The organism is Streptomyces sp. NPDC090741 (assembly GCF_044769045.1).
In the GTDB taxonomy this organism is placed as follows: Bacteria; Actinomycetota; Actinomycetes; order Streptomycetales; family Streptomycetaceae; genus Streptomyces.
Map to the genome: position 1 here is coordinate 118,117 of NZ_JBIVXF010000021.1, position 26,276 is coordinate 144,392.

A 26,276-nucleotide genomic window follows, 5' to 3' on the forward strand; every position below is an offset into this window, starting at 1 on the left:
GATGCGGCTGGGCATCTTCGTCGGATGCCTCGTCCTGGTCGCCGTCCTGGTCAATGTGGGCTGGATGCCCGCCGGTCTCGGCGACGCCAACCCCGTCTGGGTCGTGCTGCTCGCCCTCGTGATCTCCGCGCCGCTCTCCTTCGTACTGCTGCGCAAGCAGCGCGACGAGATGTCCGCGCAGATCTCCGGACGCGTCGCGGGCGCGAAGGAGAAGCTCGCCGCGAACCGCTCCCAGGAGGACGCGGCCGACGACGCCGCCCGCGCGTAAGTTCACGCCCGCGCGCAAGTTCCCGCACCCGCGTTAACTGTGTCACACCCCGAATCACACCGAACCGCCCCAGCGCCGCGATCTGCCCTGCGCGCTGGGGCGGTTCGGCGTTCCGCGGGGGCTCTCTGACTCAAAGTGCACCTTTGAGATCCTCAAAGGGAAAGTGTTAGCGTGTTAAACATGTTGACCACAGTTGCGCACCAAATGACCGCGAGCGTCCCGCTCGTGGCGCGCCTGCACGTCGACCTCTGCCGCCGCGTGTCCGCGGCCTGTTGTGGCTGTCGCTGAGCCCACGCCGTTCTTCTTCCCTTCCCCCCTTCTTTGCGCATCACCCCCGGAGTGTGTCCGTGTCCGCGACCCCTCAGGCCCCCGCCAAGGCCTCTTTCAAGTTCCCGTTCTGGGCCCAGATCGTCACCGGCCTCGTGCTCGGTGTCCTGTTCGGGTGGCTCGCCCGCAGTCAGGACGTCAGCTGGCTCGCCAAGACCCTTGAGCAGATCGGCGACATCTTCGTCCAGCTGCTGAAGCTGGCCGTGGCCCCGCTCGTCTTCTTCGCGATCCTGGTGTCGATCACCAACCTGCGGAAGGTGAACAACGCCGCCCGCCTCGCCTCGCGCACGCTGCTCTGGTTCATGATCACCTCGCTGATCGCCGTCGGCATCGGCCTCGGGATCGGCCTGCTGACCAACCCGGGCGCCGGCACCGGCCTCACCCCGCAGGACGGCAAGCTGCCCAAGCGCACCGGCTCCTGGCTCGACTTCCTGACCGGCATCGTGCCGACGGACGTCATCACGCCGTTCACCGAGCTGAACGTGCTCCAGATCGTCTTCATGGCCGCCGTCGCCGGTATCGCCGCCCTCCAGCTCGGCACCAAGGCCCAGCCGATCCTCACCGTCGCCGAATCGGTCCTGGAGCTCCTCCAGAAGGCCCTGTGGTGGGTCATCCGCCTCGCCCCCATCGGCACCGTCGGCCTGATCGGCACCGCGATCGCCTCGTACGGCTGGGAGCTCATCGGCAAGTACGCGACCTTCACCGCGGACGTGTACGTCGGCTCGGCGCTCGTGATGTTCGGCGTCTACCCGCTGCTCCTCGCGACGGTCGCCAAGGTCAACCCGATCCAGTTCTTCAAGGGCGCCTGGCCCGCGATCCAGCTGGCCTTCGTCTCCCGCTCCTCGGTGGGCACGATGCCGGTCACCCAGAAGGTCACCGAGCGCCTCGGCGTCCCGAAGGAGTACGCCTCCTTCGCCGTCCCGTTCGGCGCGACGACGAAGATGGACGGCTGCGCCGCGATCTACCCGGCGCTCGCCGCGATCTTCATCGCGCAGATCTTCGACGTCCAGCTGACGATCACCGACTACCTGCTGATCGCCTTCGTCTCGGTGGTCGGCTCGGCCGCCACCGCCGGCCTGACCGGCGCCACGGTCATGCTGACCCTGACCCTCTCCACCCTGGGCCTGCCCCTGGAGGGCGTCGGCCTGCTGATGGCGATCGACCCGATCCTGGACATGATGCGCACCGCCACCAACGTCGCCGGCCAGGCCCTGGTCCCGGTCGTGGTCGCGGCCCGCGAGGGAATCCTGGACAAGAAGGCCTACGAAACGGCCTCGTCCTCCCCGCTGGACGAGCGCACCCCGGTCGCCGTGGCCGCCTGACCGGCCCGGCCCCCCGCAGCCCCCGCCCCCGTCCGGGCGGGGGCTGCGGTGCGTTCCGGCGCCCCCGCCCAGGCCGTTAGCGGCACCCGTGGCGATGCATTAACTTGTCTGCTCTCACGGGAAGTTCACCCGTGAACGCATGCCGCTGACCGGGAGGAACAGGGTGCTGACAGAAGCGCTGGAGTTACTGGCTGCCACGGGTGGTACGGCTTTGGTGAGCGCGGCCGCGACCGATGCCTGGCAGACGACCCGCTCCGGCTTCACCCGGTTCCTGGGACGCGGGAACCCGCAGGCCGAACAGACCGCGGCCGGCCGCCTCGACCGCCTCGCCGCACAGCTGGGCCGGGCCGCCGACCCGCAGGAGCAGGAGGCCGTACGACGTGCACTCGAAGCCGAGTGGTGCGGCCGGCTGAAGGACCTCCTGGAGGAGCAGCCCGAGATGGCGGCGGAGCTCGGCGAGCTGATCGCCCGAGTCCAGGGCGAGCTGCCGGCGGCGCGGCAGACGTTCGTACAGAACAACACGGCGTACGGGGGCGGCATCCAGAACATCACCCAGGGCGGCGACATCATCGTCGGCGACCCCGGCCGGCGGCAGCGGTGACCGAGCCCGACCGCCAGGACAACGCCGCTTATGACGGTGGGACCCAGAACATCACCCACGGCGGCGACGTCATCCACCACCACTACCCACGGCCTGCCGAGTCGACGCCGGCGCCGACGCCGGCGCCGACGCGCGGCCTGCGGGCATTGTCGGGCCGCACCCTCGCCCTGGCCGCCGCCGGGGCGGCCGCGGTGATCGCAGTGCCGACGACGATCCTGGCCCTCCAGCACGACCCGCTGAAGACTGCGAACGCCGACAGCGCCCACTCGGCCCCGGCCGCAGCCACGCCCTCACCCGCCGCATCCCCCAGCGGCTCCACCTCCGCCGCGCCGTCCAACCCGCCGGCCACGCCCTTGCCGCAGGCTGCGGGGATCGCCGCTCCGCCTGCGCCTGCGCCGACGCCGTCGGCCGGGTCCACCCGCAGAACGGCCACGCCCAGCTCTCCGTACCCGTCGGACAACGTGGCCTGTCGGAACGAGTGGACGAGCAGCTATGTCACCAACATCGACTTCCAGCCCTGCACCCAGGCGGTGAGCGGGACGGGAGCGGTCCAGTTCGGTGTGAAGGTCAGGAACGCAGGCACCACCCAACTGGTCGTCGCGGTGCTGGTGAAGCCATACGTGGCCGAAGTGGGAGCCGGAGAATGCCCCATGCATCCGGGGCCGTGGCAGGAGGTCGTGATCGACGCCGGAAAGACGTGGTACAGCCAGTTCTCGCAGTGCTCGCTCAGCGCCGGAATCAAGGGGCACCGGGTCCAGTCCTCGGCCAAGGTCGCCCTCGACCCCGCCAGCGATGCGGACTTCGGAAACGCCAAGCTGGACTACTCGCGGGCATTCGACATCGAGCCGGACGGCAGGGCCCTCGTGGCCAAGTGAGCCGGCTCAGCCCAGGGTCTCGCCGCGGATGAAGGCCGTCAGGCCGAGGATCAGCGGCGGGGCCAGCCACCACAGGCCCATCGTGCGGCGGACGGTCGGGATGACGGTGATGAGCAGGCCCAGCACGCTCAGGGACATCGAGATCAGGCACATCGCGCCGACACCCGCGTAGCCCTGGTCGTCCCACTCGCCCTGCGGGCCGGCGTACAGGGCCGCGAAGACGGCTCCGGCGTTCAGGAGATGGATCAGTCCGAGCGGGACGCCCAGGACCCACTGGAGGCAGCCCCGGTCCTCGGGCAGGTCGATGCTCTCGCGCCCGTACGTCATCGCATTGCGTCCTTCACGTTGCCGAGGTTGTTCCGGAAATCATCGCCGTAGTCCTGCGCCTTCTTCGACTCCCAGTACGGGCCGCCGTTGTAGCGGGCCGCGATCTCCTGCATCTGGGCCTCGGTCAGCTGGTCCGCCGGGACGTTCGCGTACCCGCTCTCCTCCTTGATCTGCGCCAGGAACCCCGCCGCGATGAAGGCGTTCTGCTTCGGGTCCTGGAGCGCGGACTTCACCACGTTGCGCTGCTGGTCCGTGAGGTTCTCCGGGTCGTAGCCCAGCACCTCCGCCCCGCGCCGCAGCTGCACCGCGATCGGCCCGAAGGAGGTCTCGTCCGGCTTGCCGCCCGCCCGGTCCGGCAGGTTCTCGGGCGTGACCGGGCTCAGCCCCCACGGCGCGGCCGCCGCCTGCCGCAGGAAGTCCACGCCGTCGTCGAAGATGCCCGGCTGGCCGCCGACCTCCTTCCACGCGATGCCGGCCACCATCTCCTCCGGCAGCCCCGCCCGCTGCGCCGCCGCCCGCAGGATCTCCTTGTTGTTGCGGATCCACTCTGCCCGGCCCTCGTCCGACTGCGGCGGGTCCCAGTAGTTGTCGTCCGCCTCCGGCAGTCCCGCCACCCGCATCCGGATGTCGCGCAGCTCGGGCGAGACCGGCTCGCTCCCCACCGGCCCGGTCATGTCCTTCTTCGGACCGCTGCCCGGCAGGTGCGTCAGGGGATTCGTACGGGCCTCCGCCGCCTCGCGCCGGATGTCGGCCATCGCCGCGTACACGTCGACCCCGCCCCCGCCGCCCTTGACCTTGAACTCCGGCAGCAGCTCGTACGCCTGCTTCAGCGCGTGCACGCACACGCTGCGCGCCTCCTGCTCGGCGGTCTTGGCCAGGTGGAAGCTGCCGCCCGCGTCGTCGTGCAGCCGGTCCGCCTCGTCGCGAATGTCGTCCACGTCCATGGTGATCTCGGCGAAGAAGTCCATGACGCCGGTCGTCGCCCGCATGTCCTCCCACTGGCACATCGGCTCCGCCTCCTGCGCCGTGCGCGTGATCGCGGTGCCCTTCGTGCCGATGAGCGCCGCGAGCTTGCGCTCGGTGCGCTTGCCGTTCGCGTAGTGCGACTTGGCGGTGGTCAGGGCCGCGGCGTACGCGTGCAGGGCGCTCGCGGCCTTGTCGTACCCCTCGGCCATGTGGAGGACGAGCTGGCGGGCCTCCGACAGCCGTGAGGTGTACGTGTGGCTGCCGTCGCTCTGCCACTGCGTACCGGTCTCGGCGCGCCGGGCGGGCTCCTCGACCTGCACCAGCAGATCGCGCAGCCGCTTGAACTCGGCGGCGTTGCGCTCCACCAGCGCCGGATTGCACTCCTCCAGGAACTGGACGTCCTTGCGGTGGCTCAGGCTCACTTCGACTCCGGCTTCACGTACTGGCCGCCGTCGAGGATGCCGTTGAGGAAGGAACTGGCGGTGCCGTCGTCCACCTGCGCGAAGCTGGTGCCGGTGGTCTTGAGCTTGGTGGCCAGGGCGGCGAACAGGTTGATCGTGTCCTTGAACTGGTCGTCGGCGAAGCGGGCGAAGCGCAGGGCCTCCGCCGAGACGTCGGCATGGGCCCGGGGTGCGCGGGCCATGGTGCTCGCGTCCCCGTCGGGCCGCCCCTCGTGGAGGAGCGCGGCGATCTCGATCAGCAGGTTGGCGTTGCCGTTGATGGACTGCGCCCCGGCGACGAGACTCCCGGCCGGGCTCCCCGCCGTGCTCGCATCGGCGGGTACGTGGTTGAGGCGCATGGCGGGCGACGGCTGCTGCGCGAGGGCGGCGGCCTTGTGCTGAGCCCATTCCGCATCGAACGACATGTGTCCCCTGGGAAGTTGATAACCGGACATGACCAGATTCGACTAGTCATGTCCATGAGAGACGTGGAAGAGGATCACACGGTTCCAGGCCTGCGGTTACAGTCGGCCGCTGTTGACCAACTGACCTTGCGCGGGGGCATGGTGACGGTACGAGAGATACGCGCGGCAGCACAGATGATCGGGCGGCGCAACGCGCTGCGCTACCTGGCGATCGGCGTCGGCGCCTCGCTGGTGGCGGCGTGCGGCGGCAAGGGCAAGGCGGCCCCGGCGTCCGAGAGCACCGCCTCTGGAGCCCCGGCCCCGGCGCCGGCCTCGTCGGGCCCGCTCGCCCGGGCCTTCGACGCGTTCATCAAGGGCGACTGGAACCTGGAGTCGACCACCCCGAACGGCAAGACCGTGAAGGGCAGGGCCACCGTGAACGCGGACGGCGGCGGCAACTCCGCCTGGACCATCACCTGGACCAGCGGCCCCGCCCCCGTCACCTGGACCGGAGGCTGGCTGCTGCGCGGCGGCCACCTGGTCCTCGACGTGTACGAGGCCCCCAAGGGCGTGAGCCGGTTGACGGGCGGCGAGGCGCTCACCGTCCCCGGGGAGGTCGGGGAGAACGTCTCGCTCACGTTCCCCTGGAAGCCCCCGGGCCACAAGGACACCAGCGACGGTCAGGTGCTGAAGGTGACCTACAAGAACAACGTCGTGCGGATCGTCCACAGCGAGGGCGGGCACAGCGAATCGGTGCACGTCTGCACCCGCGCCTGAGCCGTCGCCGTCAGCTGCCGGAAGCGTGGGCCACGAACCCGGCCCACGCGCCCGACCCGAAGGCCAGGTGGTCCCGCTGGATGTCCTTGGAGTCCCGGACCAGCACGGCGCCGGGGGTGGCGGCCACCTCGATGCAGTCGTTGCCGTCACTGCTGTCGCTGTAGCTGCTCTTGAACCAGGCGACCTCGACGCAGTCGTTGCCGTCACTGCTGCTGCTGTAGCTGCTCTTGAACCAGTCCAGCTCGGGGTGGTGGATCATGTTTCTCCCAGCAGTTCCTCGATGAAGGCCCGCGATTCTCGGGGCGTGAGCGCCTGAGCTCGGATGATGCCATAGCGCAGCTCAAGGAGTTGGAGTTGCTTGGGATCAGAGACCGGACGCCCATGGAACACCCCGTCCGCTCGGCCCACGGCCGTTCCGTCGCCGAACTTCAGGAACTGGATCAGCCCCAGCATTCCGGCGTGATCCTCACGGTCGGTCGGCATCACCTGGAACTCGATGTTCGGCAACTGGACTACCTCCAACAGGTGTTCGAGCTGTCCGCGCAGCACCATTGTGCCTCCGATCGGACGGCGGAGCGTCACCTCTTCCTGGACAATGCTGAGTGCCGGACCCGGAGACCGCTGGAAGATGGACTGCCGTGCCATGCGGGCGGACACCATCCGTTCCATTTCGTCCAGTGTGTAGGCGGGGCGCAACGTTCGAAAGAGCGCCCGCGCGTACTCCTCTGTCTGCAACAAGCCATGGATGTTGTGGTTGTTGTAGGCACCGATCTCGACAGCCTTGGCCTCCCTCTCCTTCAGATCCCGGACCTTCTTGGGGTAGCGGACCTGATCGAGGTCCAACTTCATGGCGACGATCTTGCCTCCTGCCCCCAGGACCTCATCGGCCCTGTCCAGGTACTCAGGGCGGGGGATCCTCTTCCCCGCCTCGACCTTGCGGACCTGGTCCTCCCCGTACTGGATGGCCGCTCCGAACTCGGCGGCCCGCATGCCGGCCGACTCTCGCCAGGTTTTGAGCTGGCGACCAAGGGCGGCGACCACCGCCACCCCCTGTTCGTCCTCCGGGTCCACGTCCCAGCCGGGCTCTTCCGTACCGTCACTGCTGTCCACGCTCATGCGCGCCCACCTCCGACGAGCCGATGTCCTCAGCGCCCCGTACCCGTCGAGTCGGTCCGGACAGCCGCTACATCACTGGACAAGCGCCGGACAAACGCGGGACGTACAGGCGGTGTTGCTTCCCACGGTACGCACGTACGGCCACGCTCAGTGACGTGATTCCTCAACTCGTCGACTTTCACGTCCAGCTGTCCGCGACCCCGCGCGGGGCTCGACTCGGCCGTGTGCTGGCCGCCGAACAACTTCGGTCCTGGGGCCTGCCCTTGGAGGTGCCCGCGCAGATCATTGCGGAGCTCGCGACCAACGCGATCACCCACGGCCGGGTTCCAGGACGGGACTTCAAACTCGCCCTCACCATCACGCCCGACACCCTGCTCATCGAGGTGACGGACACCCGGGGTGACCGCATCCCGGAGATCCGAGACACGGGTCGGGGCCTGGTCCTGGTCGAAGCGCTGGCGGACCGTTGGGGCGTAAGGGAAGGGCCGGTCCCGTCCAAGGTGGTGTGGGCGGAGGTGTCGCTCACCCCCGTGTCCCGGGGCTCCGCGATCCGGCGTGCTTAGACGCAAAAGATCAAAGAACCGGGGGAAAGAACCCACCAAACCCACCCCGCCGGCCCCTGTCGCTCGGATGGGTGAACTGTGCTAACTCGGCTGGATTTCGGGCCGGTTGGCGGGCATATGCTCGCCCCGACAACCGCAGACATGAGACGGCCCCCGGCGGGACTGGCATCCCGGTCGAGGGCCTGACCAAGCAGGAAGTAGCACCTTCCCCATGGCTCTTGAGCACCCTAGCGCGCCCACGCGCACCCTGCCGGGACTTCACCCTGGGACCCCCCGATCCGGTGTAATCCACGTCAACACACGACATGCGAGTCACTTCACGGTGGTCGGCAACCACCTCCTCCAGCACCGCGAACTGTCGGCGACGGCGATCGGGGTGGGGGCGTACATCCAGTCGCTCCCCGAAGGCGCCCCGGTCGGCATCAGGGTACTGACGGACCACTTCCCGGAGGGCGAGATCCGCATCAGCGCCGCCCTGCGGGAGCTGGAACAGCACGGCTACCTGGAACGCCGCCGCGAGCGGCAGGGGACCGGGCGGGTGGTGACCCGGACGTACTCGTACAACAAACCGCTGACCACGCCGGACGAGCCGCCTCCGCCGCCGGACCCGGAGCCCGTACCGGACCCGGAACCCGAGCCGCAGCGGGTCGCCGACCCCGACCCCGAGCCCGCGCCCCAACCCGTACACCCCGGCGCGGCCGATCTGCTCGCCAACCTCCGCCGCTACGACCCCCGGCTACTGCTGGCCGAGCGCGACGTACAACGCCTCGCACCCGGCGTCTCGGCCTGGCTGGAGCGCGGGGCCGACCCCGAGGCCATCGGGCTGGCCCTGACCGCCAACCTCCCCGAACCGATGCGCAGCCCAGCGTCCGTACTCGCGTACCGCCTGGAGGTGCTCCTCCCACCCCACCTGCCGGCGGCTCCGTCCACCAGCCCGATCAGACGCCCGGACCCCTTCCAGACCTGCGACGGCTGCGACCGGGCCTTCCGCTCCCCCCACCCCGGCCGCTGCCGCGACTGCCCACCCCCGCCCGAAGTGCGCGCCGCCGCCTGAGCCGGACCCTCTCCGGGGTTGTCGTGCTGCGCCGTCCGGCCGCTCCGGCGGGATGTCGCCGTGGGTGCGGCCTCGGGGCGTGGTCGGCTGACCGGCGTCCCCACTGATCGACATCGAAAGGTGGTGCCCGGTGTACCGAGCCCGCTTCCTCACTGCAACGGCTTCGGGACTGTCGTCGAGGAGAACTGCCTCCCCGCGGTCACCTTCGTGTACACGGGTGCGACCCCTTCACGGTCGTCCCCCGCCCTGCCCGGGGACCGGGTGATGTCGTGATCAACCTGTCTGCGCCAAGGTGAATCCTGCTGGCCAGACCGCCGCGGGAGCTGCTTCGGAGTGTGCGCGGTCCGGTTGCGGGGCATTCGACGCAGAGTAGCCTGGACTTGATCGACGCTGCCCGATTCTGGAGGTAGGCGATGTTCGTCCGAAGGCTGCGGCGCCGTATGCCGCATCGGTTTGTTCTTCTCGGCAACGGCCGTTCGATTCGAGGCTTCAGCGGGGGGCTTTACGACGGCCACGGATACATGTCCTGATACAGCTCACCGTGTCGAACTCGGCCTGTCGCAGAGTCCGTGCGGCAGGCCGAGTTTGGAGTATGTGCGGTGGCAGAAGAGACCGACGCTCTGGTGGCCATTACGCGGGTTCTGTCACCGCATTGCCGTGTCACCAGGACGTCCAGCGGTGCCCTGATTGCCGACTGGAGGCGGCGGACCCGTTTTCTCGGCATGACGACGACGGACGTTCAGAAATTCGTTGAGGGAAGCTCCGAGGAACGTGCCGAACTCGTCACCGATCTCATCCGCGCCGGGTGTGCGACGGATCACCGGAAGGTGTACTCGGACGTCGAGGTCGGGCTCTGGCTGCGCGGAGTGCACCTGTCGATCCGGACCATGGGATTCGGGCGCGTCCTTCGGCTCCTGTCCGTGGCGGCCCCGGTGTACTCACGCGCAGACCCTCCTTCGGCGGACGAGGTGGCGCGGCTGAAACGGGCCGTGCGATCACACAGTCACAGAAGCTGGTTCGTGAACGACGACTGCAAGGCCGAGGCCGTGACGGCCTTCGTCCTTCTGCGGCGATGCGGCTTGAACGCCGTGCTCCACGTCGGTGTGCGCGAGCACCCGTTCGCCTTGCATGCCTGGAGCTCTTCGGCCGGCGTGTGCATCCCTGATGCCGATCCGCGGGGCCACGCGTTCGTGCCGGTTCTCTCGATCAGTTGCGCAGGGCAGTGAGGTGCAAGCACTCCGCCTTGACTGGGCAAAGGGTGCACCGAGGCTCCGGGCGGCCGAGGCCATGGCGCGGCAGGGACTCGTGACGACGGTCTCCTCACGGGCCGGCACTGCAGTGGTCGTCGGCTGGGTCGGCTCGGTCCATGACCGCGAGGCGGGCGCGCGCGGGCTCCTGGACGACGTCGGCCGACCGGGAGCCACAGCACGTCTGCCGATCGGCGACTACGCGGCCGTCCTGCTGTGCCGCGACCGCATTGTGCTGATGCGCGACGACCATGCGCGCATTCCCCTGTTCTTCAGGGAGTCCGGCGGGCGCGTCAGCGCGGTGAGTACGTCGGCGCGCTGTCTGGGCGACTTCGAAGCGCTGGAACGCAGCTACTTCTGCCGGTTCCTGACGGGGAACATGGCGCAACCGCACTCGGAACTCACCCCGTTCTCCGGTGTACACCGGATCCTCGGCGGCGAGGTCGTGGAACTTTCGATCACCGGGCAGATGCGTGGTCGGGTGCGCAGACGCGTCGGTGGGGCCGACGCCCCGGGGGAATCGACGGCAGACGGGCTCCTTCTCAGCGGGGCCGCGAAGGACCTGCGCCTCGCACTGGAGAACGCCGTCGGGCGCCGAGTGGGCCGGATGACGGCATGCCACGTCTCCGGCGGCATCGACTCCACCAGCATCGCGTTGCTCGCAGCCCGTCAGCTGGGCGCGGGACGGGGCCACCCCGGGGACCTGGTCCTGCTCGCCGGGCGCTTCGACAGAGGAGAGCTGGCCGGGGAGCAGCCGTACCTCGAAGAGGCGATGAAGGAGATTTGCCGTCATGCACCTGCAGCCCGCCCGTTGATTGCGGATGTCGGCGACGTGGCTGACTTCGACGACTTCGAACACCACGCGGGAGACGCGGACGAGCCTCATGCGCACGCCTTTCGCGCCCCGTTCTGGAGCAGGCTCCACGGCAATGCGGCGGAACTCGGCTGCGACATCCTCATGACCGGTTGCGGGGCCGATCCGATCGCGGACGCCAACCCTCTCCACCTGCACAGACTGGCCCGCACAGGACAGCTCCGGCAGATGACGAAGCAGGCACGCGCCTGGGCCGCAGGCACCGAACGCGGCGTGCGTGACGTCGTCTACGACTACGTCGTGAGGCCGACCCTCCCACTGGCAGCCGAACGGATCACTGCGCTCGACCGCCGCGAGACCGTGCTGGGCAGCCTCGGCCGCTTCGCCCGCCCCCGCTGGCTGCGATACGGATTTGCGCGGGCCCACGGCTACCGTGAGGCGAGCATCGCGGAGAGCCGCTTCGTGTTCGGACGCAGGCCGGAGGAGTCGTTCTTCGAGGCGGCCAATTACCTCGCCGCTCCCGACCCGCTGTCCTGGCAGCGAGCACGGCAGGACGGATTCTTCCTCTCGCACCCCTTTCTCGACCGCGAGGTCATCACCACGATGCGCCGCTTCCCTGTTGCAGCCACGTTCCATCCGGGCCGTCCGAAGGCGGTTCTGCGCGAGGCCATGGCAGATCTGCTCCCCTCCCGGATCCGCGGCCGAGCGGTCAAGGTCCCCTTCGACCAGCTCTACGCCCGCGGCTTGCGGGCACACGGCGACGAACTCATCGACCTCTGCCGCTCCGCGAGGCATCCGCTGGTCGCGGAGATGTTCGACATCGAGGTGCTGTGCCGGGCAGTGAGGGAGGCACAGCTCGGCGTGGGGAACGCAGAATCCTGGGATCGGATGAACAGCTCCCTTGCCCTCGTGGCGTGGCTGGAGCGACTGGACCCGCGATCCAGCGCGCCCGGTGCGGCAACGGCGGTCACCGACGGCTCTTGATGTCCCACAATGATCTCTGGATAGGACCCGTCACGACATCGACGAGGCCGTACCGGTTGCTCACCGCGCGGTTCTCCGCGTCGGTCGTCTTGCGATCTTCCTCGCCTTTTCGCGTGATGGATGAAAACACGCCTGCGCCCTGCGTGCCGAACATCCAATAGATGGCGACGAAACGTGCGTCCATCGTATGTGCGTTGATCGAATTGTTTTCGTGCACCCTGCCGGTGTAGATGAGGGAGTCGAAATTCGCCTGTTCCTTCATCCAGCGGGGCACTTTTCCGCCGCTCCAGGAGTCCCTGGCGAGTTTGACCGAATCCAGGCCGAGTCGGTCCTTGCGTGCGAAGCTCGCGGTGGCGTAGAAGGCCACTTGATCGTACGGCGTGTCGATGGGCAGCTGTACAACCGTTCGGGTGACGAACGAGTCACTTGCCTCGATCCAGTTTCCCTGGACCATCCATGGCTGCGCCGCCACCAATTGGCCGGCCTGGTGGATCTCCCTGCGGGAGAGCGGGCTTTTATCCTGGGATTTACTCCACCGCTTGGCATCGTCCCGCCATTGCTGTCGGAGCCGGTCATGCCCGTCCATTGTTACTGTTTCCCCCATGGCGTGGAACTCGCCTCCCATGACATAGAAACCCACATCACTGTGGTTTTCGAGCGTGATGTCGACCGGAATGGCGAATGATTTCCGGTCCATACTCAATTCAGGTTTCCCCATGGTCAGCTTGATAACAGGCCTGGCCCCGTGCTGGTACGGCTGATAGAGGTTTTGGTAGCCAAAATTGGCGATCGCGAATGCAGCGGAGGCGAGGACCGCCACGGCCACTCGCTTCGGAGCGGGGATCTCGACCGACATCCGCCCCACGGCGAAGACGGCCCATGCGGAACCCGCAGTGAGCAGGATCGACGCCGCCAAGTAGTACCGAGAGTCGCCGTTCGCCACCTCAAGCAGGACCATGAGATTGGTCAAGGCTGCCGCGGCCGTGCCGGCCAGCGCGACGATTCCGGAGTAGGGGAAGCTGCCCCGGAACCAGTAGTCCATGACTGCGGCGCCGCCCAACAGTGCGGTGATCGAGGCCGCGATGAGGCCGGCGCCGGTGACGCGCCCCATGAAGGTCAGGGCCCCGTTGAGGTTTTCGATGCCGAAGCGGCCCAGATAGCCCGCCGTCAGGACGAGGACCAGCAGGATCAATACCGGAGTCGTCTGTGACCGTTGGGTTTTCGCCGGTGCCCGTCCCGCCCGCAGGTACGAGCAGAATCCGGACTTGGGTGGAGTGCTCACGTGATCACCTCCTGATACTGCGGGGCATGCGCCGTGCTCCGGATGCGCCGATGACGGCCGAGCACCATCGTCCGTGCCGATCCGTGGGAGCACCATCCGGATGCCTCTGGACGGCCCAACCGGAAGGGTCCGCGCCGGGTGGTTGATCCGTGGCCGGTGCTAGTCGTTGCCGTTGTCGAGGTGGGCCGTCAGGAGGTTGGGGTTCGACGGGACGGCGAAGTAGGCGGCGTTCGTGACGTAGACGGTCTTGTCGTGCAGGGCCACGGCGGTCGGGTTGGACAGGCCGTCCGGCGTGGTGAGGACGATGGTGTGGGCGCCGTTCGGGCGTACGTGGGCGATCGTGCTGTCCGTGATCAGCGCGGCGAGGACCGTGTCGTCCTTCCCGGTGAAGGCGAAGTCGTCGATCCCGTCGAGTCCGGTCGCCCTGGTCTCGATCGTGCCGGCGGTGCCGTCGCGGCGGACGGGGATGCGCAGCAGCGTCCGGCGGTCGGTGTTGGACACCCACACGGCGTCGCCGTGGAGCTTGATGCCGTTGGCGCCGGCCTCGTAGCCCACGCCGTTGCCGATCGGCTGGAGCGCGGACCCCGCCGCCCAGATCGTGGCCGTGCCGCCCTTCAGCGGGACGCGCCAGACGAGTCCGCGTGCCGAGTCGGCCACGTAGAACACGCCTAGCTTCTCGTCGAGGGCGAGGCCGTTGGGGAGCGAGTCGGCCGGGAGCTGCGCGATCTGGACGGGCGTGCCGCCGTGGGGCCCGATGCGCCAGATGCCGGTCTCGCTCGTTCCGGTGGCGTAGTTGACGTAGAGGGTGCCGTCCTTGGCGCGCACGATCCCCGTCACCACGGCCGAGCCGATGCCGGGGGTGTTCGGGTTCGGTACGGAGGGCAGGACCGTGAGGAGCCGGGAGGACCCGTGCTTGTCGACGCGGACGACCTGCCGGGCGTGGGCGAGGGTCAGGTTCGCGGAGCCGTCGGGTTCGAGGGCGATGTTCTCCGGCGTCTCCCCGGCGGAGTAGCTGAAGCTCGCGAGGGTGCGCGGGTCGGACAGGGTCGGCTCTCCGGCCGATGCGGCGGCGGGGGCGAGCAGGGTGAAGGCGGCGACGGCGACGGTGGCGGTGGTGGCCAGACGGGGGAGTCGGAACATGAGCCTCTCCTTGGGCGGCGCGGGGTGCCGAGGAACGCGGCACAAGGAAGAGGTGATGCTGCATCGGTCCGAAGTGGTGGCAGTCACGGCCGGAAGATCGCCTGCATGGGCCACGACTTGGGACCGGTTGGCCCGGCCGCCCGCAGTGGAGGGAGCGGCGCGCCACCGGGCGCCCCCGCTGACCGCCGCGGTGACGGTCAGCGAGCGCGGCAGCGATCAGCGGGTGCGCTGGACCCGGCGTTCGTCCCATACCGGCTCGGCGGTCTCCCTGACGACTCCGTCCGAGCCGAAGACCAGGTAGCGGTCGAAGGAGCGCGCGAACCAGCGGTCGTGCGTCACCGCCAGCACCGTGCCCTCGTACGCCTCCAGCCCCTCCTGCAGTGCCTCCGCGGACTCCAGGTCGAGGTTGTCCGTCGGTTCGTCGAGGAGCAGCGCGGTGGTGCCCGCCAGTTCCAGCAGCAGGATCTGGAAGCGCGCCTGCTGGCCGCCCGACAGCTTGTCGAAGGGCTGGTCCCCCTGCCGGTCCAGCTCGTAGCGGCGCAGCGCCGACATCGCCCCGCCCCGGTCCTCGGCATGCTCCGTCCAGAGGATGTCGACCAGGCTGCGCCCCATGAGCTCGGGGTGCGCGTGCGTCTGCGCGAAGTGGCCGGGAACGACCCGTGCGCCCAGCTTCCACGTTCCGGCGTGGGCGACGGGCTCGCCCGCCAGCAGCCGCAGGAAGTGGGACTTGCCCGAGCCGTTCGAGCCGAGCACGGCCACCCGCTCCCCGTAGAAGACCTCCAGGGAGAACGGCTTCATCAGCCCCGTGAGCTCCAGGTCCTCGCAGACCACGGCCCGTACGCCCGTCCGGCCGCCCTGCAGGCGCATCTTGATGTCCTGCGTGCGCGGCGGCTCCGGGGGCGGGCCGATCTCCTCGAACTTGCGCAGCCGGGTCTTGGCCGCCTGATAGCGCGAGGCCATCTCGTCGCTGCGCGCCGCGTACTGCTGCATGTCCTGCACGAGCCGCTTCAGCTGCGCGCGTTTCTCGTCCCAGCGCCGGCGCAGTTCGTCGAAGCGCGCGAACCGCTCCTCCCGCGCCTCGTGGAAGGTCCCGAAGCCGCCGCCGTGCACCCACACGTCGGATCCGGCCGGGCCGGGCTCCACCGCGACGATCCGCTGCGCGGCCCGCGCCAGCAGCTCCCGGTCGTGGGAGATGAACAGGACCGTCTTGCGGGTCTCGCGCAGCCGCTCCTCCAGCCACCGCTTTCCCGGGACGTCGAGGTAGTTGTCCGGCTCGTCCAGCAGGAGGACCTCGTCGGGCCCGCGCAGCAGCGCCTCCAGTACGAGCCGCTTCTGCTCGCCGCCGGACAGCGTCCGCACCTCGCGGAAGCGGGCCCGGTCGTACGGCAGGCCGAGGGCTGCCGTCGTGCACATGTCCCAGACGGTCTCGGCCTCGTACCCGCGGGCCTCGGCCCAATCGCTGAGCGCCTGCGCGTACTTCATCTGCGCGGCCTCGTCGTCCACCGTCATGATCAGGTGCTCGGCGGCGTCCACCGCTGCCGCCGCCTCCCGGATCCGCGGCTGGGACACCGATACCAGCAGGTCAAGGACCGTCCGCTCGTCCCGTACCGAGCCGACGAACTGGTGCATGACGCCGACGCCGCCGCTGGAGGTGACGGTTCCGCCGTGCGGCTGGAGCTCGCCCGAGACCAGCCGCAGCAGCGTCGTCTTGCCCGCGCCGTTGGCGCCGACGAGGGCCGCCACCGAGCCCTCGCCCACTCTGAACGAGGCATCGCCGAGCAGTACGCGCCCATCGGGCAGGTAGTACTCCAGGTGCGAGGCTTCCAGATGTCCCATGGGCCGGATCCTGGCCTGCCTAACGGCGGCGGCACAACGCGTTTTCGGCGTGGGGGGGGCGGAGGGGGCGGGAGGGGTGCGGGGGGTGTGGAGGAGTCGGGTGGGTTCGTCCAAGGGGTGCGCGGGGGGTGGTCAGAGGGGTTACCCGTGCGTAGATTACCGGCGGTAACTCCGGAGCGGAGTCGAGCCGAGTCGAGGAGATCGCCGTGGAAGCCGCGCCCCAGCTGGTACCGCCCGTGTTGACCGTCGTCGACGGGGTGGTGCGGGTGGCGGAGGTGCCCGCGCTGGCCGGGGTGCCGGTGAGCGGGTCGCTCGGGGACATCCCGTACCAGAACGCCCGGGAGGCGCCCGGCGAGGTGGTGCTCGCCCGCAAGGAGCGGGACGGGAGCTGGCGCGACGTCACCGCCGCCGAGTTCGCGGCCGAGGTGACGGCCGTCGCCAAGGGCCTGATCGCCGAGGGGCTGCGCGAGGGGGACCGGCTCGCGATCATGGCCCGGACCACGTACGAGTGGACGCTGCTGGACTTCGCGGGATGGGCCGCCGGGCTGGTCACCGTACCGATCTACCCGACGTCGTCCGCGCTCCAGGCCCGCTGGATCATCCAGGACTCCGGGGCCGTGGCCTGCGCCGTCGAGGACACCGCGCAGGCCCGCATGATCAGCGCCGAGCGGGCCAACCTGCCCTGGCTGACGCACCTGTGGGAGTTCGACACGGGCGCGGTGGCGCGGCTGATCAAGGCCGGCGAGGACCTGCCCGACGCCGTCGTGCACGCGCGCCGGTCCGTCCGTACGCCGGACTCCGCGGCCACCCTCATCTACACGTCCGGTACGACGGGACAGCCCAAGGGCTGCGTGATCACGCACGCCAACTTCTTCGCCGAGGCCGACAACGCGGTCGAGCTCCTGCATCCCGTCTTCAGATCCGCGACCACGGACGCCGCCTCGACGCTGCTCTTCCTCCCGCTCTCCCACGTGTTCGGGCGGATGGTGGCCGTGGGGTGCATGCGGGCGCGGGTCAGGCTCGGGCACGCGCCGAGCATCCAGACGGAGGAGCTGCTCGCCGACCTCGCCGGGTTCCGGCCGACGTTCCTGCTCGCCATCCCGTACGTACTGGAGAAGGTCTACAACACCGCGCGCGCGACGGCCGAACGGATGGGCCGTGCCTCGTCGTTCGACCGGGCGGCGCGCATCGCGCAGCGGTACGGGGAGATCGTCGAGGGCCGGACCCCGGGGGTGAGCCTGCGGGCGGCGCGGGCGCTGTACGACCCGCTCGTGTACCGGCGGATCCGGGCGGCGCTGGGCGGGCGCGTGCGGTACATCCTGAGCGGCGGTTCCCCGCTGGGCCGCCGGCTCGCGGCGTTCTACACCGGGGCCGGGATCGACGTCTTCGAGGGGTACGGGCTCACGGAGACGACCGGGGCGACGACGGTCACCCCGCCGCTGAAGCCGAGGCTCGGGACGGTGGGGTGGCCGCTGCCGGGCACCGCCGTACGGATCGCGGACGACGGGGAGGTGCTGCTGCGGGGGCGGCACGTGTTCGCGGGGTACTGGAATTCGGGGGAGGGGGTCGGAGGCTGGTTCGCGACGGGGGACATAGGGGAGCTGGACGGCGAGGGCTACCTGACCATCACCGGCCGGAAGAAGGACCTGATCATCACCTCCGGCGGGAAGAACGTGGCCCCGGCCCCGCTGGAGGACTGGCTGCGGGCCCACCCGCTGGTCGGCCAGTGCATGGTGATCGGCGACAACCGGCCGTACGTGGCGGCGCTGATCACGCTGGAGCCGGAGGGGCTGGCGCACTGGCGGCAGATGCGGAAGAAGACGGCGATGCCGATGCGGGAGCTGGTGCGGGACGAGGAACTGCGGGCGGAACTCCAGCGGGCGGTGGACGAGGCGAACCGCCTGGTCTCGCGGGCGGAGTCGATACGCCGCTTCGCGGTGCTGCCGCGCGAGTTCACGGAGGCGGGCGGCCACCTGACCCCGTCCCTGAAACTGAAGCGCGCCAGGATCGCCCGCGACTTCGAGCGCGAGATAGACGACCTGTACCGCAGGCCGTGATCGCAGGCCGTGATCGCGGGGTGGGGGCCGGGGTCCGGGAGCCTGGGTCCGGAGCTGGGCCGTGTCTTCCCGGACGGACTCGCGGTCCAGCGCAGTTCGTTCACTGCCTCTGCCGCCTCCCTGCGCACCTCGGGGTGGGGGTGCCGGAGGAACCGCTCGACGACCGGCAGCGCCGCCTGATCACGAGTTGAGCCCGGGATGGCCCGGGACGGGCGGCCCCCGCCTGCGCGGCTAGGCGGGGACGGCGGCCAGGCCGGCCTCGGCGATCTTGACGTCGTCCGACCAGTGGCCGCCCGAGACGCCGATTCCGCCCACGAGGTGGCCGTCCACGACGATCGGCAGGCCGCCGCCGAACGTGACCAGGCGGTCGATCCCGGTCCGGGCGCCCGGGGCCAGCTGCGCGTCGTTCTCGATGAACTCGTGCCAGTCGGTGGTGCTCAGGCCGAAGGCGGCCGAGGTGTAGGCCTTGTCCTGGGCGATCTGGATGGTCATCAGGCCCGAGCCGTCCATCCGCGCGAACGCGCTGAGGTGGCCGGACTCGTCGACGACGGCGATGGCGAAGAACAGGTCGGTCTCCCGGGCCGCAGCCAGGGCGGCGTCGACGATGGCGCGCGCGAGGTCGTTGCCGAGGGCCGGGCGGGTGCGGACAGCAGTCATGGCGGTATCCCCTTGATGAGACGTGCAGGAGTTCGTGTGCTTGTAGCTAACAGCATGCTTATAGCTATCTGCAAGCTGTCTGACTGCTTGGTGATTACTGGCACCCGACCGGCACCCGCTCTTACACTCGCCCCATGCACTACTCCGAGCGGCTGCTGATGCACATCAAGCAGGCCGAACGCATCACGCAGGCCGCCAAGGAGGCCGCGGTGCGCGAGGCCGGGATCACCGCTGCTCAGCAGGGCGCGCTCGCCGTGCTCAGCGACAACCCCGGGATCAACGCCGCCGAGCTCGCGCGCAAGCTCTCGGTGACTCCGCAGACGATGAACAGCCTGCTCGGCCGGCTGGAGACCCGCGGTCTCATCGCGCGCACCCCGCACCCGATCCACGGCACGCTCATCGAGATCCGGATGACCGAGCGCGGCGCGGAGGTGTTCGCCGCCGCCGACGAGCTGGTGGCGAAGCTCGACGCCCGGCTGGCCGAGGGCCTCTCCGAGTCCGAGACGGCCGCCGTACGGGAACTGCTCGCCCGGATCATCCGGAACGCGGACACCCCCTAGGGGGCCGGAGGCCTTCAGCAGTTGGCGTGCGTCGGGCGGCCCGCGAAGCGGTCGGCGAGCCAGTTCCCCGCCGCCAGGGAGTGGGTGATCACGCCGCTGACGTGCTCACCGACCCAGATGGTCTGCCACTCCACGTCCGCGCCCTTCGCGCACCACTCCGAGCGCAGCTGCCGCCCGACCGCGTACGGGATCAGCTCGTCGCCGAGCGCGTGGTACTGGTACACCGGCGCCGCCGGAGCCGTCCGCCCCAGCCGGCTCTGGTCCAACCGGGCCTGCCAGTCCGGCTGTTCGAGGGGATTGCGGGTCGTGAGGTCGGAGATCCGCTTGAAGGAGCCCGCGATGGCGTCGATGGCGACACAGCCGTCCTTCATCCCCGCCACCAGCGCCTTGCCCGCCGGGTTGAGGTACGAGTCGAGGTGCAGCTCGGGGAACGCCGCGTCCTGACCGGCCGCCGCCATGAAGATGAGCCCCGAGCCGTACGAGCCGTTGTTGAAGTCGGCCACCTTCATCAGGTCCGCCGGAACCCCGCCCGTCGCCGTGCCCTTCACCTTCAGCTCGGGGGCGTACGAGCCCTGCAGCTCGGCGGCCCAGCCGCTGGCCTGGCCGCCCTGGGAGTAGCCCATGATCCCGACCGGGGTGTCCGCCGGCAGCCCCGCCTCGGGGAGCCGGGTGGCCGCGCGGGCGGCATCGAGCATGGCGCGGCCGGCCGACGGGCCCACCGTGTACGTGTGCACCCCCGGCGTGCCGAGCCCCTCGTAGTCGGTGACGACCACGGCCCAGCCGCGCAGGGTGAGCTGCTGGATGAGGTTGGCCTCCATGGCGGTGCCGTACGGGAGGTTGTTGCTCGGCGCGCAGGAGTCGCCCATGCCGACGGTGCCGACGGCGTACGTGACGAGCGGCCGCGGGCCGGTCCGGCCGTCCTGCGGGACGATCACGGTGCCGGAGACGGTGTTCGGGACACCGGCGGCGGTGGTGGACCGGTAGTGGATCTTCCACGCCTTGGTGCCGGTCGGCTGCCCGGGCAGCGGGTGGAAGGCGGACGGCGAGACATCGACGATGTCCCCGGCCCGGCCGCTTTCGGGCGCGGCTGCGGTGGCGGTGGCGGTGGCGGTGGCGGGGGTCGCGACGGACACGGCCAAGGCGGCCGAGGCGGCCAAGGCGAGGGCGACGGTTCGCAAACGCATGGGCGGCTCTCCCAACAGAACGTTTCGTGCGGGGGGTAGGTGAGGAGACCGTAGTGACCGACCGCTCGCAACGTCGCTGACCGCGCAGCTCACCTTTCCTGACCCGGACTCGCACCCCCGCCCGCCGTCACCCGCCACCCGTAGGCGGGACGGGCTCGCACGGGCTCGCCTCAGCCGCCCGAAGCGATCCTGTACGCGCCCGGGGTCGTGCCCGTCCAGCGGCGGAAGGCGCGGTGGAAGGCCGTGTCCTGCGAGAAGCCGAGGCGGGCCGCCAGGTCCGCTATCGGCTCGCCGCTCTCCGCCAGCCCCGCGATCGCCGCGTCCCGCCGGACGTGGTCCTTCAGCTGCTGGAACGACGTGCCCTCCTGCTGCAGCCGCCGCCGCAGCGTCGCCGGGGACACCGCCAGCCGCGCCGCCACCTCCGCCAGCGCCGGCAGCCGCGGCGAGGTACGCAACTGCCGTGCCAGGGCCCGGCGGACCTGCTCCGCGACCGTCGTCCCGTACTCCGGCCGCGACAGCAGGTCGAAGGGGGCCCGCCGCAGCATCGCGTCCAGCGCCGCCTCGTCCCGTACGAGCGGTGCGGCCAGCCAGTGCGCGTCGAAGGCGGCCCCCGTACGGTCCGCCCCGAAGCGGACCGGGCAGTCGAACAGGATCTCGTACTCCGCCTCGTGCGGCGGCGGAGGATACGCGAACGCCGCGTACGCGAGCGGGATGCGCCGCCCGATCAGCCAACTGCTCAGCCGGTGCCAGATGGCGAGCACGCACTCGGTCAGGAACCGCTCCTCGTCCCGGGTGAAGTCGTTGCGCACCGTGAAGCGCGCCTCGGCGCCGGTCACTTCCAGCGCGAGTTCCGGGCCGCCCGGGAACAGGCCGTAGAAGGTCGCGGCACGCTCCACCGCCGCGCCGAGGTCCCGGCAGCCCAGCGAGGCGCAACACATCATCGCGAACGTCCCCGGGCGGCTCGGCACCGCCGACAGGCCGAGGAACTCGTCCTGCGTGGTCCGGTACAGCGCCCGGAACAGCCGGGCGAACTGCGCCGGCGTGATCCGAGCCCGGTCGTCGCCGAGCAGCAGCGGCGGGATCTGCGCCTCCTGGAGCAGCGGCACGGTGTCGATGCCGCCGCGCGCCGCCCCCGCGAGCACGGCACGCACATGGTGCACGGTGATCGTCCGCCTCCCCATGGGTCCGACGGTAGCCCGGATGAGCGCTGCGGTCAGGGGGCGTGACGCTTCCGGTCATGTCGCGCGCAGGGGTTGGCTGTCTAGCGTCGGTCCGACGTACGTCGTACGTACCCCAGGGAGGCGAACGCGATGGACGCTGTGCGACCGGAGACGCTGGCGGTGTTCACGGAGTGGACGGGGGAGCGGTACGGAGGCGAGAGCGCCCTGCGCCACCGGAACCCGGACGGGGGGTGGGCCACCGTCACGTACGCCGAACTGCGCGACCGCGTACGGCGGACCGGGCGGGCGCTGATCGCGCTGGGCGTCGGGCCCGGCGAGCGGGTGGCGGTCCTGGCCGAGACCCGGCCGGCGTGGACGTACACCCACTTCGGGGTCCTGGCGGCGGGCGCCGTCCTCGTACCGGTCTACCCGACGGCGGGGGAGGAGGAGCTGGCCTGGGTCCTCTCGGACGCGGAGGCGGTGGCCGTCGTCTGCGACGACGCGGCGCAGGCGGACCGGGTGGAGGCGCTGCGGGCGAAGCTGCCGGCGCTGCGCGCGGTCGTACGGATGGACGCGCTGGCGGAGCTGGAACAGGCGCCGGAAGCCGAACTCCTCGAACGGGCCCGGCGGGTGACGCCGTCCCACGACGCGTCGATCGTCTACACCTCCGGCACGACGGGCCTGCCGAAGGGCTGCCGCCTCACGCACGGCAACCTGGGCGCCGTCCAGGACGCGACGCAGCCGCTGATCCAGGGCGGACCGGGCGACTCCACGTACCTCTACCTCCCCCTCGCGCACCTGCTGGCGCAGCTGATCCAGTTCACGACCCTCCTGGCGGGCGGGGAGCTGTGCTACTTCGGCGGCCGGATCGAGGACGTGCTGTCCGAACTGGCCGAGGCGCGGCCCACCCATCTCCCGTCCGTACCGCGCCTGTTCGAGAAGGTGCATTCCGTGGTGCTGTCCCTGGCGCAGGCGCAGGAGGGCGGCGCCGAGCGCTTCCGGGAGGCGGTGCGCCTGGGGGTGCTGGAGGCGGAGGGCCGCCTGCCCGAGGCCGACCGGCCGGCCTACGAGGAGGCGGAGAAGAACCTGTACTCCCTGGTCAGGGGCGTCTTCGGGGGCCGGCTGGGCTGGGCGGTGACCGGGGGAGCGCCGATCGCCCCGGCGACCTTGGACTTCCTGCGGGCCTGCGGGATCCCGGTGTACGAGGGCTACGGAATGACCGAGTCCGCCGGGCTCATCAGCTTCAACCACCCCGAGGCCGTGCGCCACGGCACGGTGGGCCGGCCGATCGCGGGCTGCGAGGTCCGCATCGCGGCGGACGGCGAGGTGCTGGCCCGGGGCCCGATGATCTTCCCGGGCTACCACGCGAACCGGGCCGCGACGGCGCAGGCGCTGGACGCGCAGGACTGGCTGCACACCGGGGACCTGGGGGAATTGGACGCCGACGGGTTCCTGTCGATCACGGGCCGCAAGAAGGAGCTGATCATCACCTCGGCGGGCAAGAACATCACCCCGACGGAGGTCGAGTTCGCCGTACAGCGCTCCCCGTACGTATCGCGCGCGGTCCTGATCGGCGACCGCCGACCCCACCCGGTCGCGCTGATCACCCTGGACGCGGAGGAGCTCGCGGCGTGGGCGCGGCGGGAGGGCCTCGCCGCCCTCGCCCCGGACCAGGGCCTCGACCTGCCCGCCGCGGCCGCCCACCCCGCGGTCCGCGCCCTGGTCGAGGAGGCGGTCACGGCGGCCAACGCCACGGTCTCCCGCCCGGCCCGGATCCGCGCCTTCCACATCCTCCCCGAGGAGTTCACCATCGAGGCCGGCACCCTGACCCCGACCCTGAAACTGCGCCGCAAGACGGTGGCGGAACGCTACGCGGCGCAGATCGACGCGCTCTACGGGTAGGGGCACGGGGCGGCGGGCCCGGCTGATCCGGGTCCGTTGTCAGTGGGGGCCGCTACGGTGCCGCCATGGCGAACTTCGTGCTGGTGGCAGGCGCATGGCTCGGCTCGTGGGCGTGGGAGGAGGTGGCCGCGCCGCTGCGCGCGGCGGGGCACGACGTCCACCCGCTGACACTGTCCGGCCTGGCCGAACGGCAGGGCGTACCGGCCGGCCAGCAGACGCACGTCCGGGACATCGTGGCCGAGGTCGAGCGCCTCGACCTGCGTGACGTGGTCCTGGTCGGCCACAGCTATGCGGGCATCCCGGTCGGCCAGGCGGCCGAGCGGATCGGAGACCGGCTGAAGCGGGTGGTGTTCGTGGACGCCAACGTCCCGGTGGACGGCGGCTCGTTCGTCTCGGCCTGGCCGGACGGCCGGGCGATGGTCGAGGCGGCGATCGCCGCCGGTGGCGGCTTCTGGCCGCCGCCGGCGGCGGACGAGTACGCGGGCCAGGGCATGGACGAGGAACAGATCACCCGCTTCGTCACGGGCTCGACCCCCCACCCGGGCGCCACCCTGACGGAACCGGCGGAGCTGAAGGCCCCGCTCTCCGAGCTCCCGGCGCTGTACGTGAAGTGCCTGCTGGACGGCGAGGAACCGGGCCCGGAGGTGTCCGCGCTCCTGAAGAGCGAGCGCTGGACCCTGGTCCGGATGAACACCGGCCACTGGCCGATGTTCTCGCAGCCGGCGGAACTGGCGCAGCTCCTGGCGGGGGCGGCGGGGTAGGGGACCTCCTTCGGCGGCCGGGTCAGCCGAACTGGCCCGGCTGGTAGCCACCGGCCGGCTGCTGGACGATGACGTTCATCCGGTTGTAGGTGTTGATCAGGGCGATGAGGGAGACCAGGGCCGCCATCTGGTCCTCGTCGTAGTACTTGGAGGCGTCCGCCCAGGCTTCGTCCGTGACACCGCCGGCCGCGTCGGCGATGCGCGTGCCCTGCTCCGTCAGCTCCAGGGCCGCCCGCTCGGCGTCGGTGAACACCGTGGCCTCGCGCCAGGCCGCGACCAGGTTGAGCCGTAGGCCGTCCTCCCCGGCGTGCACGGCGTCCTTGTAGTGCATGTCGGTGCAGAAGCCGCAGCCGTTGATCTGGCTGGCCCGCAGCTTGACCAGCTCCTGCGTCGCGTGCGGCAGGGTCGAGTCCGAGATGACCTTGCCCGCCGAGTTGATGTACCGCGAGAACTTGGCGGCGAGGGCGTTGCCGAAGAAGTCGAGTCGAGCGTCCATGATGATCTCCTGCCGTGTGGGCGTGTGGACCGTTACACAGCTCTGACGGAACAGCCCGGGCAGATGTGACAGCTCGCCGACACGGCCGCACGGCACGCCCGTCTCACCCGGTCGGCGGCGGGGTCGGCGGCGGGTGTGCGTGGGAGGGGTCGGGAGAGACGGTCGGGGTGTCGGGGTCGGGACCGGTCGACTCGGGGTCGGGAGGGGCGGTCGGGGGTTTCGGGGGTCGGGTCCCTGTCGTTCGGGGTCGGTGAAGGGTCCGGGGGCGTCCCGTCAGTCCACTGTCCTTCCGTGTCGGGTCGGTCCGTCAAGGGCGCTCACTTCGTTCGCGTCGCTTCGCGATGGCCTTCGGCCACCCTTGACTGACCGCCCCGCCCCGGAATGCCATAAGACTGCCGGGAAGCCCCCGAAGGAATGGCCGGGAGGTTATCCGACCAGGAGCGGCCCTGTCGGAGATGCCGACCAGGACATCCCTGTCCATCCGCACCCAGCCCACCAGGACCACCAAGCCCAGCCGGTGACGGGGGCCCGGGGAGGGCCAACCTGCACCAGACAGCGATGAGATGACGATGTAGGCCCCAGTTCGCGGCGGATCGCTACGCGCTTCTCTCGGTATAGCGTCCGGCGACCGTCTGGGGCTGGACATAGGCCGCCCACGCGGCGCAGGTGGGCGGTTTTCCGGCGTCTGCACGTCGTTGGGGGCGCCAGACGACGTCCGTGGCGAGGTTTTCGGGTGTCTGCGGGCTGTCTGGACGCTCTTTGGGCCGAAAAGAGGGCGAGAGGGGGCGAAAAGGGGGTGTGGGGGAGTCTGATGCCGGATTTCTCAACCTTCCACTCCGGCAAGGCCGCTTGTGGGTCCCAATCGGCCGCCAAAAGGGACAAACCACCTGCTGTCGCAGGCCAAGGGCCTGCCGTGCCCGGTCGTGGGCGGCCTATGTCCAGCCCCAGACGGTCGCCGGACGCTATGCCAAGAGGAGCGCGTAGCGATCTGACGCGTCTTTGGGTCCGGGGGTGCGGGATGGGCGTCTGTTCGCTGCCTGGTGTGGGGTGGCCTGCCGGGGTGCGGAAAAAGGGGGCCGGTGTCCTTCGGGGAGTTGGCTGAGCCGGGAGGCTGGGTCAGCATCCCTGATGTGGTCATGGGCTTGGCTGTCCCCCT

25 protein-coding genes are annotated in these 26,276 nt (G+C 70.3%); 13 read left to right on the forward strand and 12 right to left on the reverse strand.

All coding sequences use genetic code 11. The annotated features are described in order from the left end of the window. Position 1 precedes the first annotated feature (1 nt). The 4 genes from ACIQU4_RS38135 (at position 2) to ACIQU4_RS38150 (ending at position 3,393) form a co-directional block, all read left to right on the forward strand. Complete coding sequence (locus ACIQU4_RS38135; protein WP_403741189.1) at positions 2-268, forward strand: DUF4229 domain-containing protein; 267 nt, start codon at positions 2-4, stop codon at positions 266-268. A 341-nt stretch (positions 269-609) separates the two neighbouring features. Next, positions 610-1,917 (forward strand): dicarboxylate/amino acid:cation symporter, encoded by a 1,308-nt coding sequence (locus ACIQU4_RS38140; RefSeq protein ID WP_403741127.1) that lies wholly within the window; start codon positions 610-612, stop codon positions 1,915-1,917. Between the two features lie 163 nt (positions 1,918-2,080). After that, a complete protein-coding gene (locus ACIQU4_RS38145) occupies positions 2,081-2,518 on the forward strand; it encodes a hypothetical protein (protein ID WP_403741130.1) in 438 nt (145 codons plus the stop codon). Beyond that, complete coding sequence (locus tag ACIQU4_RS38150) at positions 2,515-3,393, forward strand: hypothetical protein (RefSeq protein ID WP_403741132.1); 879 nt, start codon at positions 2,515-2,517, stop codon at positions 3,391-3,393. Before ACIQU4_RS38145 ends, ACIQU4_RS38150 begins: the two co-directional genes overlap by 4 nt. Positions 3,394-3,399: 6 nt before the next feature. On the opposite strand, the gene ACIQU4_RS38155 is transcribed toward ACIQU4_RS38150, so the two are convergent. From ACIQU4_RS38155 to ACIQU4_RS38165, 3 genes are read right to left on the reverse strand one after another with little or no spacing between them, the layout of a single operon-like run. Next, positions 3,400-3,720, reverse strand: coding sequence for a hypothetical protein (locus ACIQU4_RS38155; RefSeq protein WP_403741134.1), 321 nt, complete (start codon positions 3,718-3,720; stop codon positions 3,400-3,402). Next, a complete protein-coding gene (locus ACIQU4_RS38160) occupies positions 3,717-5,108 on the reverse strand; it encodes a hypothetical protein (protein ID WP_403741137.1) in 1,392 nt (463 codons plus the stop codon). The genes ACIQU4_RS38155 and ACIQU4_RS38160 overlap by 4 nt, the downstream gene beginning before the upstream one ends. Then, positions 5,105-5,551: a hypothetical protein gene (locus ACIQU4_RS38165; protein WP_403741139.1), complete on the reverse strand. Its 447-nt coding sequence runs from the start codon at positions 5,549-5,551 to the stop codon at positions 5,105-5,107. Before ACIQU4_RS38165 ends, ACIQU4_RS38160 begins: the two co-directional genes overlap by 4 nt. Before the next feature lie 138 nt (positions 5,552-5,689). Between ACIQU4_RS38165 and ACIQU4_RS38170 the strand changes: the two genes are divergently transcribed. Continuing rightward, positions 5,690-6,307: a hypothetical protein gene (locus ACIQU4_RS38170; RefSeq protein ID WP_403741142.1), complete on the forward strand. Its 618-nt coding sequence runs from the start codon at positions 5,690-5,692 to the stop codon at positions 6,305-6,307. A gap of 10 nt (positions 6,308-6,317) precedes the next feature. Here ACIQU4_RS38170 and ACIQU4_RS38175 read toward each other — a convergent pair whose 3' ends face one another. Together ACIQU4_RS38175 and ACIQU4_RS38180 are read right to left on the reverse strand one after the other, a co-directional pair. Continuing rightward, the gene (locus ACIQU4_RS38175; protein ID WP_403741144.1) at positions 6,318-6,566 is read right to left on the reverse strand and encodes a DUF397 domain-containing protein; all 249 of its coding nucleotides are present in this window, start codon (positions 6,564-6,566) and stop codon (positions 6,318-6,320) included. Beyond that, positions 6,563-7,423, reverse strand: a complete 861-nt coding sequence (locus ACIQU4_RS38180) for a helix-turn-helix domain-containing protein (protein WP_403741147.1) — start codon at positions 7,421-7,423, stop codon at positions 6,563-6,565. The genes ACIQU4_RS38175 and ACIQU4_RS38180 overlap by 4 nt, the downstream gene beginning before the upstream one ends. A 155-nt stretch (positions 7,424-7,578) precedes the next feature. Here ACIQU4_RS38180 and ACIQU4_RS38185 point away from each other — a divergent pair, with 155 nt between their 5' ends. The 4 genes from ACIQU4_RS38185 (at position 7,579) to ACIQU4_RS38200 (ending at position 12,085) form a co-directional block, all read left to right on the forward strand. Continuing rightward, entirely contained in the window at positions 7,579-7,986 is a 408-nt protein-coding gene (locus ACIQU4_RS38185) for an ATP-binding protein (RefSeq protein ID WP_403741150.1), read from the forward strand. Between the two features lie 322 nt (positions 7,987-8,308). Next, entirely contained in the window at positions 8,309-9,040 is a 732-nt protein-coding gene (locus ACIQU4_RS38190) for a helix-turn-helix domain-containing protein (protein WP_403741154.1), read from the forward strand. 599 nt (positions 9,041-9,639) lie between these two features. Next, the gene (locus tag ACIQU4_RS38195) at positions 9,640-10,266 is read left to right on the forward strand and encodes a lasso peptide biosynthesis B2 protein (protein ID WP_403741157.1); all 627 of its coding nucleotides are present in this window, start codon (positions 9,640-9,642) and stop codon (positions 10,264-10,266) included. Positions 10,267-10,327: 61 nt separating this feature from the next. Further along, a complete protein-coding gene (locus tag ACIQU4_RS38200) occupies positions 10,328-12,085 on the forward strand; it encodes an asparagine synthase-related protein (protein ID WP_403741192.1) in 1,758 nt (585 codons plus the stop codon). Here ACIQU4_RS38200 and ACIQU4_RS38205 read toward each other — a convergent pair. The 3 genes from ACIQU4_RS38205 to ACIQU4_RS38215 all read right to left on the reverse strand — a co-directional run bounded on the left by ACIQU4_RS38205 (position 12,069) and on the right by ACIQU4_RS38215 (position 16,343). Beyond that, positions 12,069-13,367, reverse strand: a complete 1,299-nt coding sequence (locus ACIQU4_RS38205; RefSeq protein WP_403741159.1) for a hypothetical protein — start codon at positions 13,365-13,367, stop codon at positions 12,069-12,071. The genes ACIQU4_RS38200 and ACIQU4_RS38205 overlap by 17 nt on opposite strands. Before the next feature lie 159 nt (positions 13,368-13,526). Further along, the gene (locus tag ACIQU4_RS38210) at positions 13,527-14,507 is read right to left on the reverse strand and encodes a hypothetical protein (protein ID WP_403741161.1); all 981 of its coding nucleotides are present in this window, start codon (positions 14,505-14,507) and stop codon (positions 13,527-13,529) included. 216 nt (positions 14,508-14,723) lie between these two features. Next, positions 14,724-16,343 (reverse strand): ABC-F family ATP-binding cassette domain-containing protein, encoded by a 1,620-nt coding sequence (locus tag ACIQU4_RS38215; protein ID WP_403741164.1) that lies wholly within the window; start codon positions 16,341-16,343, stop codon positions 14,724-14,726. A 200-nt stretch (positions 16,344-16,543) separates the two neighbouring features. Between ACIQU4_RS38215 and ACIQU4_RS38220 the strand changes: the two genes are divergently transcribed. Then, positions 16,544-18,400 carry an AMP-dependent synthetase/ligase gene (locus tag ACIQU4_RS38220; RefSeq protein WP_403741195.1) on the forward strand — a complete coding sequence of 619 codons (1,857 nt, stop codon included), beginning with the start codon at positions 16,544-16,546 and terminating at the stop codon, positions 18,398-18,400. Positions 18,401-18,631: 231 nt separating this feature from the next. Here ACIQU4_RS38220 and ACIQU4_RS38225 read toward each other — a convergent pair whose 3' ends face one another. Further along, complete coding sequence (locus ACIQU4_RS38225; protein WP_403741166.1) at positions 18,632-19,057, reverse strand: heme-binding protein; 426 nt, start codon at positions 19,055-19,057, stop codon at positions 18,632-18,634. A gap of 134 nt (positions 19,058-19,191) precedes the next feature. On the opposite strand from ACIQU4_RS38225, the gene ACIQU4_RS38230 reads away from it, so the two are divergent. Further along, on the forward strand, positions 19,192-19,617 hold the full coding sequence (locus tag ACIQU4_RS38230) for a MarR family winged helix-turn-helix transcriptional regulator (RefSeq protein WP_403741169.1): 426 nt from the start codon (positions 19,192-19,194) through the stop codon (positions 19,615-19,617). A gap of 14 nt (positions 19,618-19,631) precedes the next feature. On the opposite strand, the gene ACIQU4_RS38235 is transcribed toward ACIQU4_RS38230, so the two are convergent. Together ACIQU4_RS38235 and ACIQU4_RS38240 are read right to left on the reverse strand one after the other, a co-directional pair. Then, a complete protein-coding gene (locus ACIQU4_RS38235; RefSeq protein WP_403741172.1) occupies positions 19,632-20,801 on the reverse strand; it encodes a lipase family protein in 1,170 nt (389 codons plus the stop codon). A gap of 170 nt (positions 20,802-20,971) precedes the next feature. Next, a complete protein-coding gene (locus tag ACIQU4_RS38240) occupies positions 20,972-21,982 on the reverse strand; it encodes an AraC family transcriptional regulator (RefSeq protein WP_403741174.1) in 1,011 nt (336 codons plus the stop codon). 129 nt (positions 21,983-22,111) lie between these two features. Between ACIQU4_RS38240 and ACIQU4_RS38245 the strand changes: the two genes are divergently transcribed. Together ACIQU4_RS38245 and ACIQU4_RS38250 are read left to right on the forward strand one after the other, a co-directional pair. Further along, positions 22,112-23,863: an AMP-dependent synthetase/ligase gene (locus ACIQU4_RS38245; RefSeq protein ID WP_403741177.1), complete on the forward strand. Its 1,752-nt coding sequence runs from the start codon at positions 22,112-22,114 to the stop codon at positions 23,861-23,863. A 65-nt stretch (positions 23,864-23,928) separates the two neighbouring features. Then, positions 23,929-24,624, forward strand: a complete 696-nt coding sequence (locus ACIQU4_RS38250; protein WP_403741180.1) for an alpha/beta fold hydrolase — start codon at positions 23,929-23,931, stop codon at positions 24,622-24,624. Between the two features lie 22 nt (positions 24,625-24,646). Here ACIQU4_RS38250 and ACIQU4_RS38255 read toward each other — a convergent pair whose 3' ends face one another. Next, complete coding sequence (locus ACIQU4_RS38255; protein WP_403741183.1) at positions 24,647-25,120, reverse strand: carboxymuconolactone decarboxylase family protein; 474 nt, start codon at positions 25,118-25,120, stop codon at positions 24,647-24,649. Positions 25,121-26,276 lie beyond the last annotated feature (1,156 nt).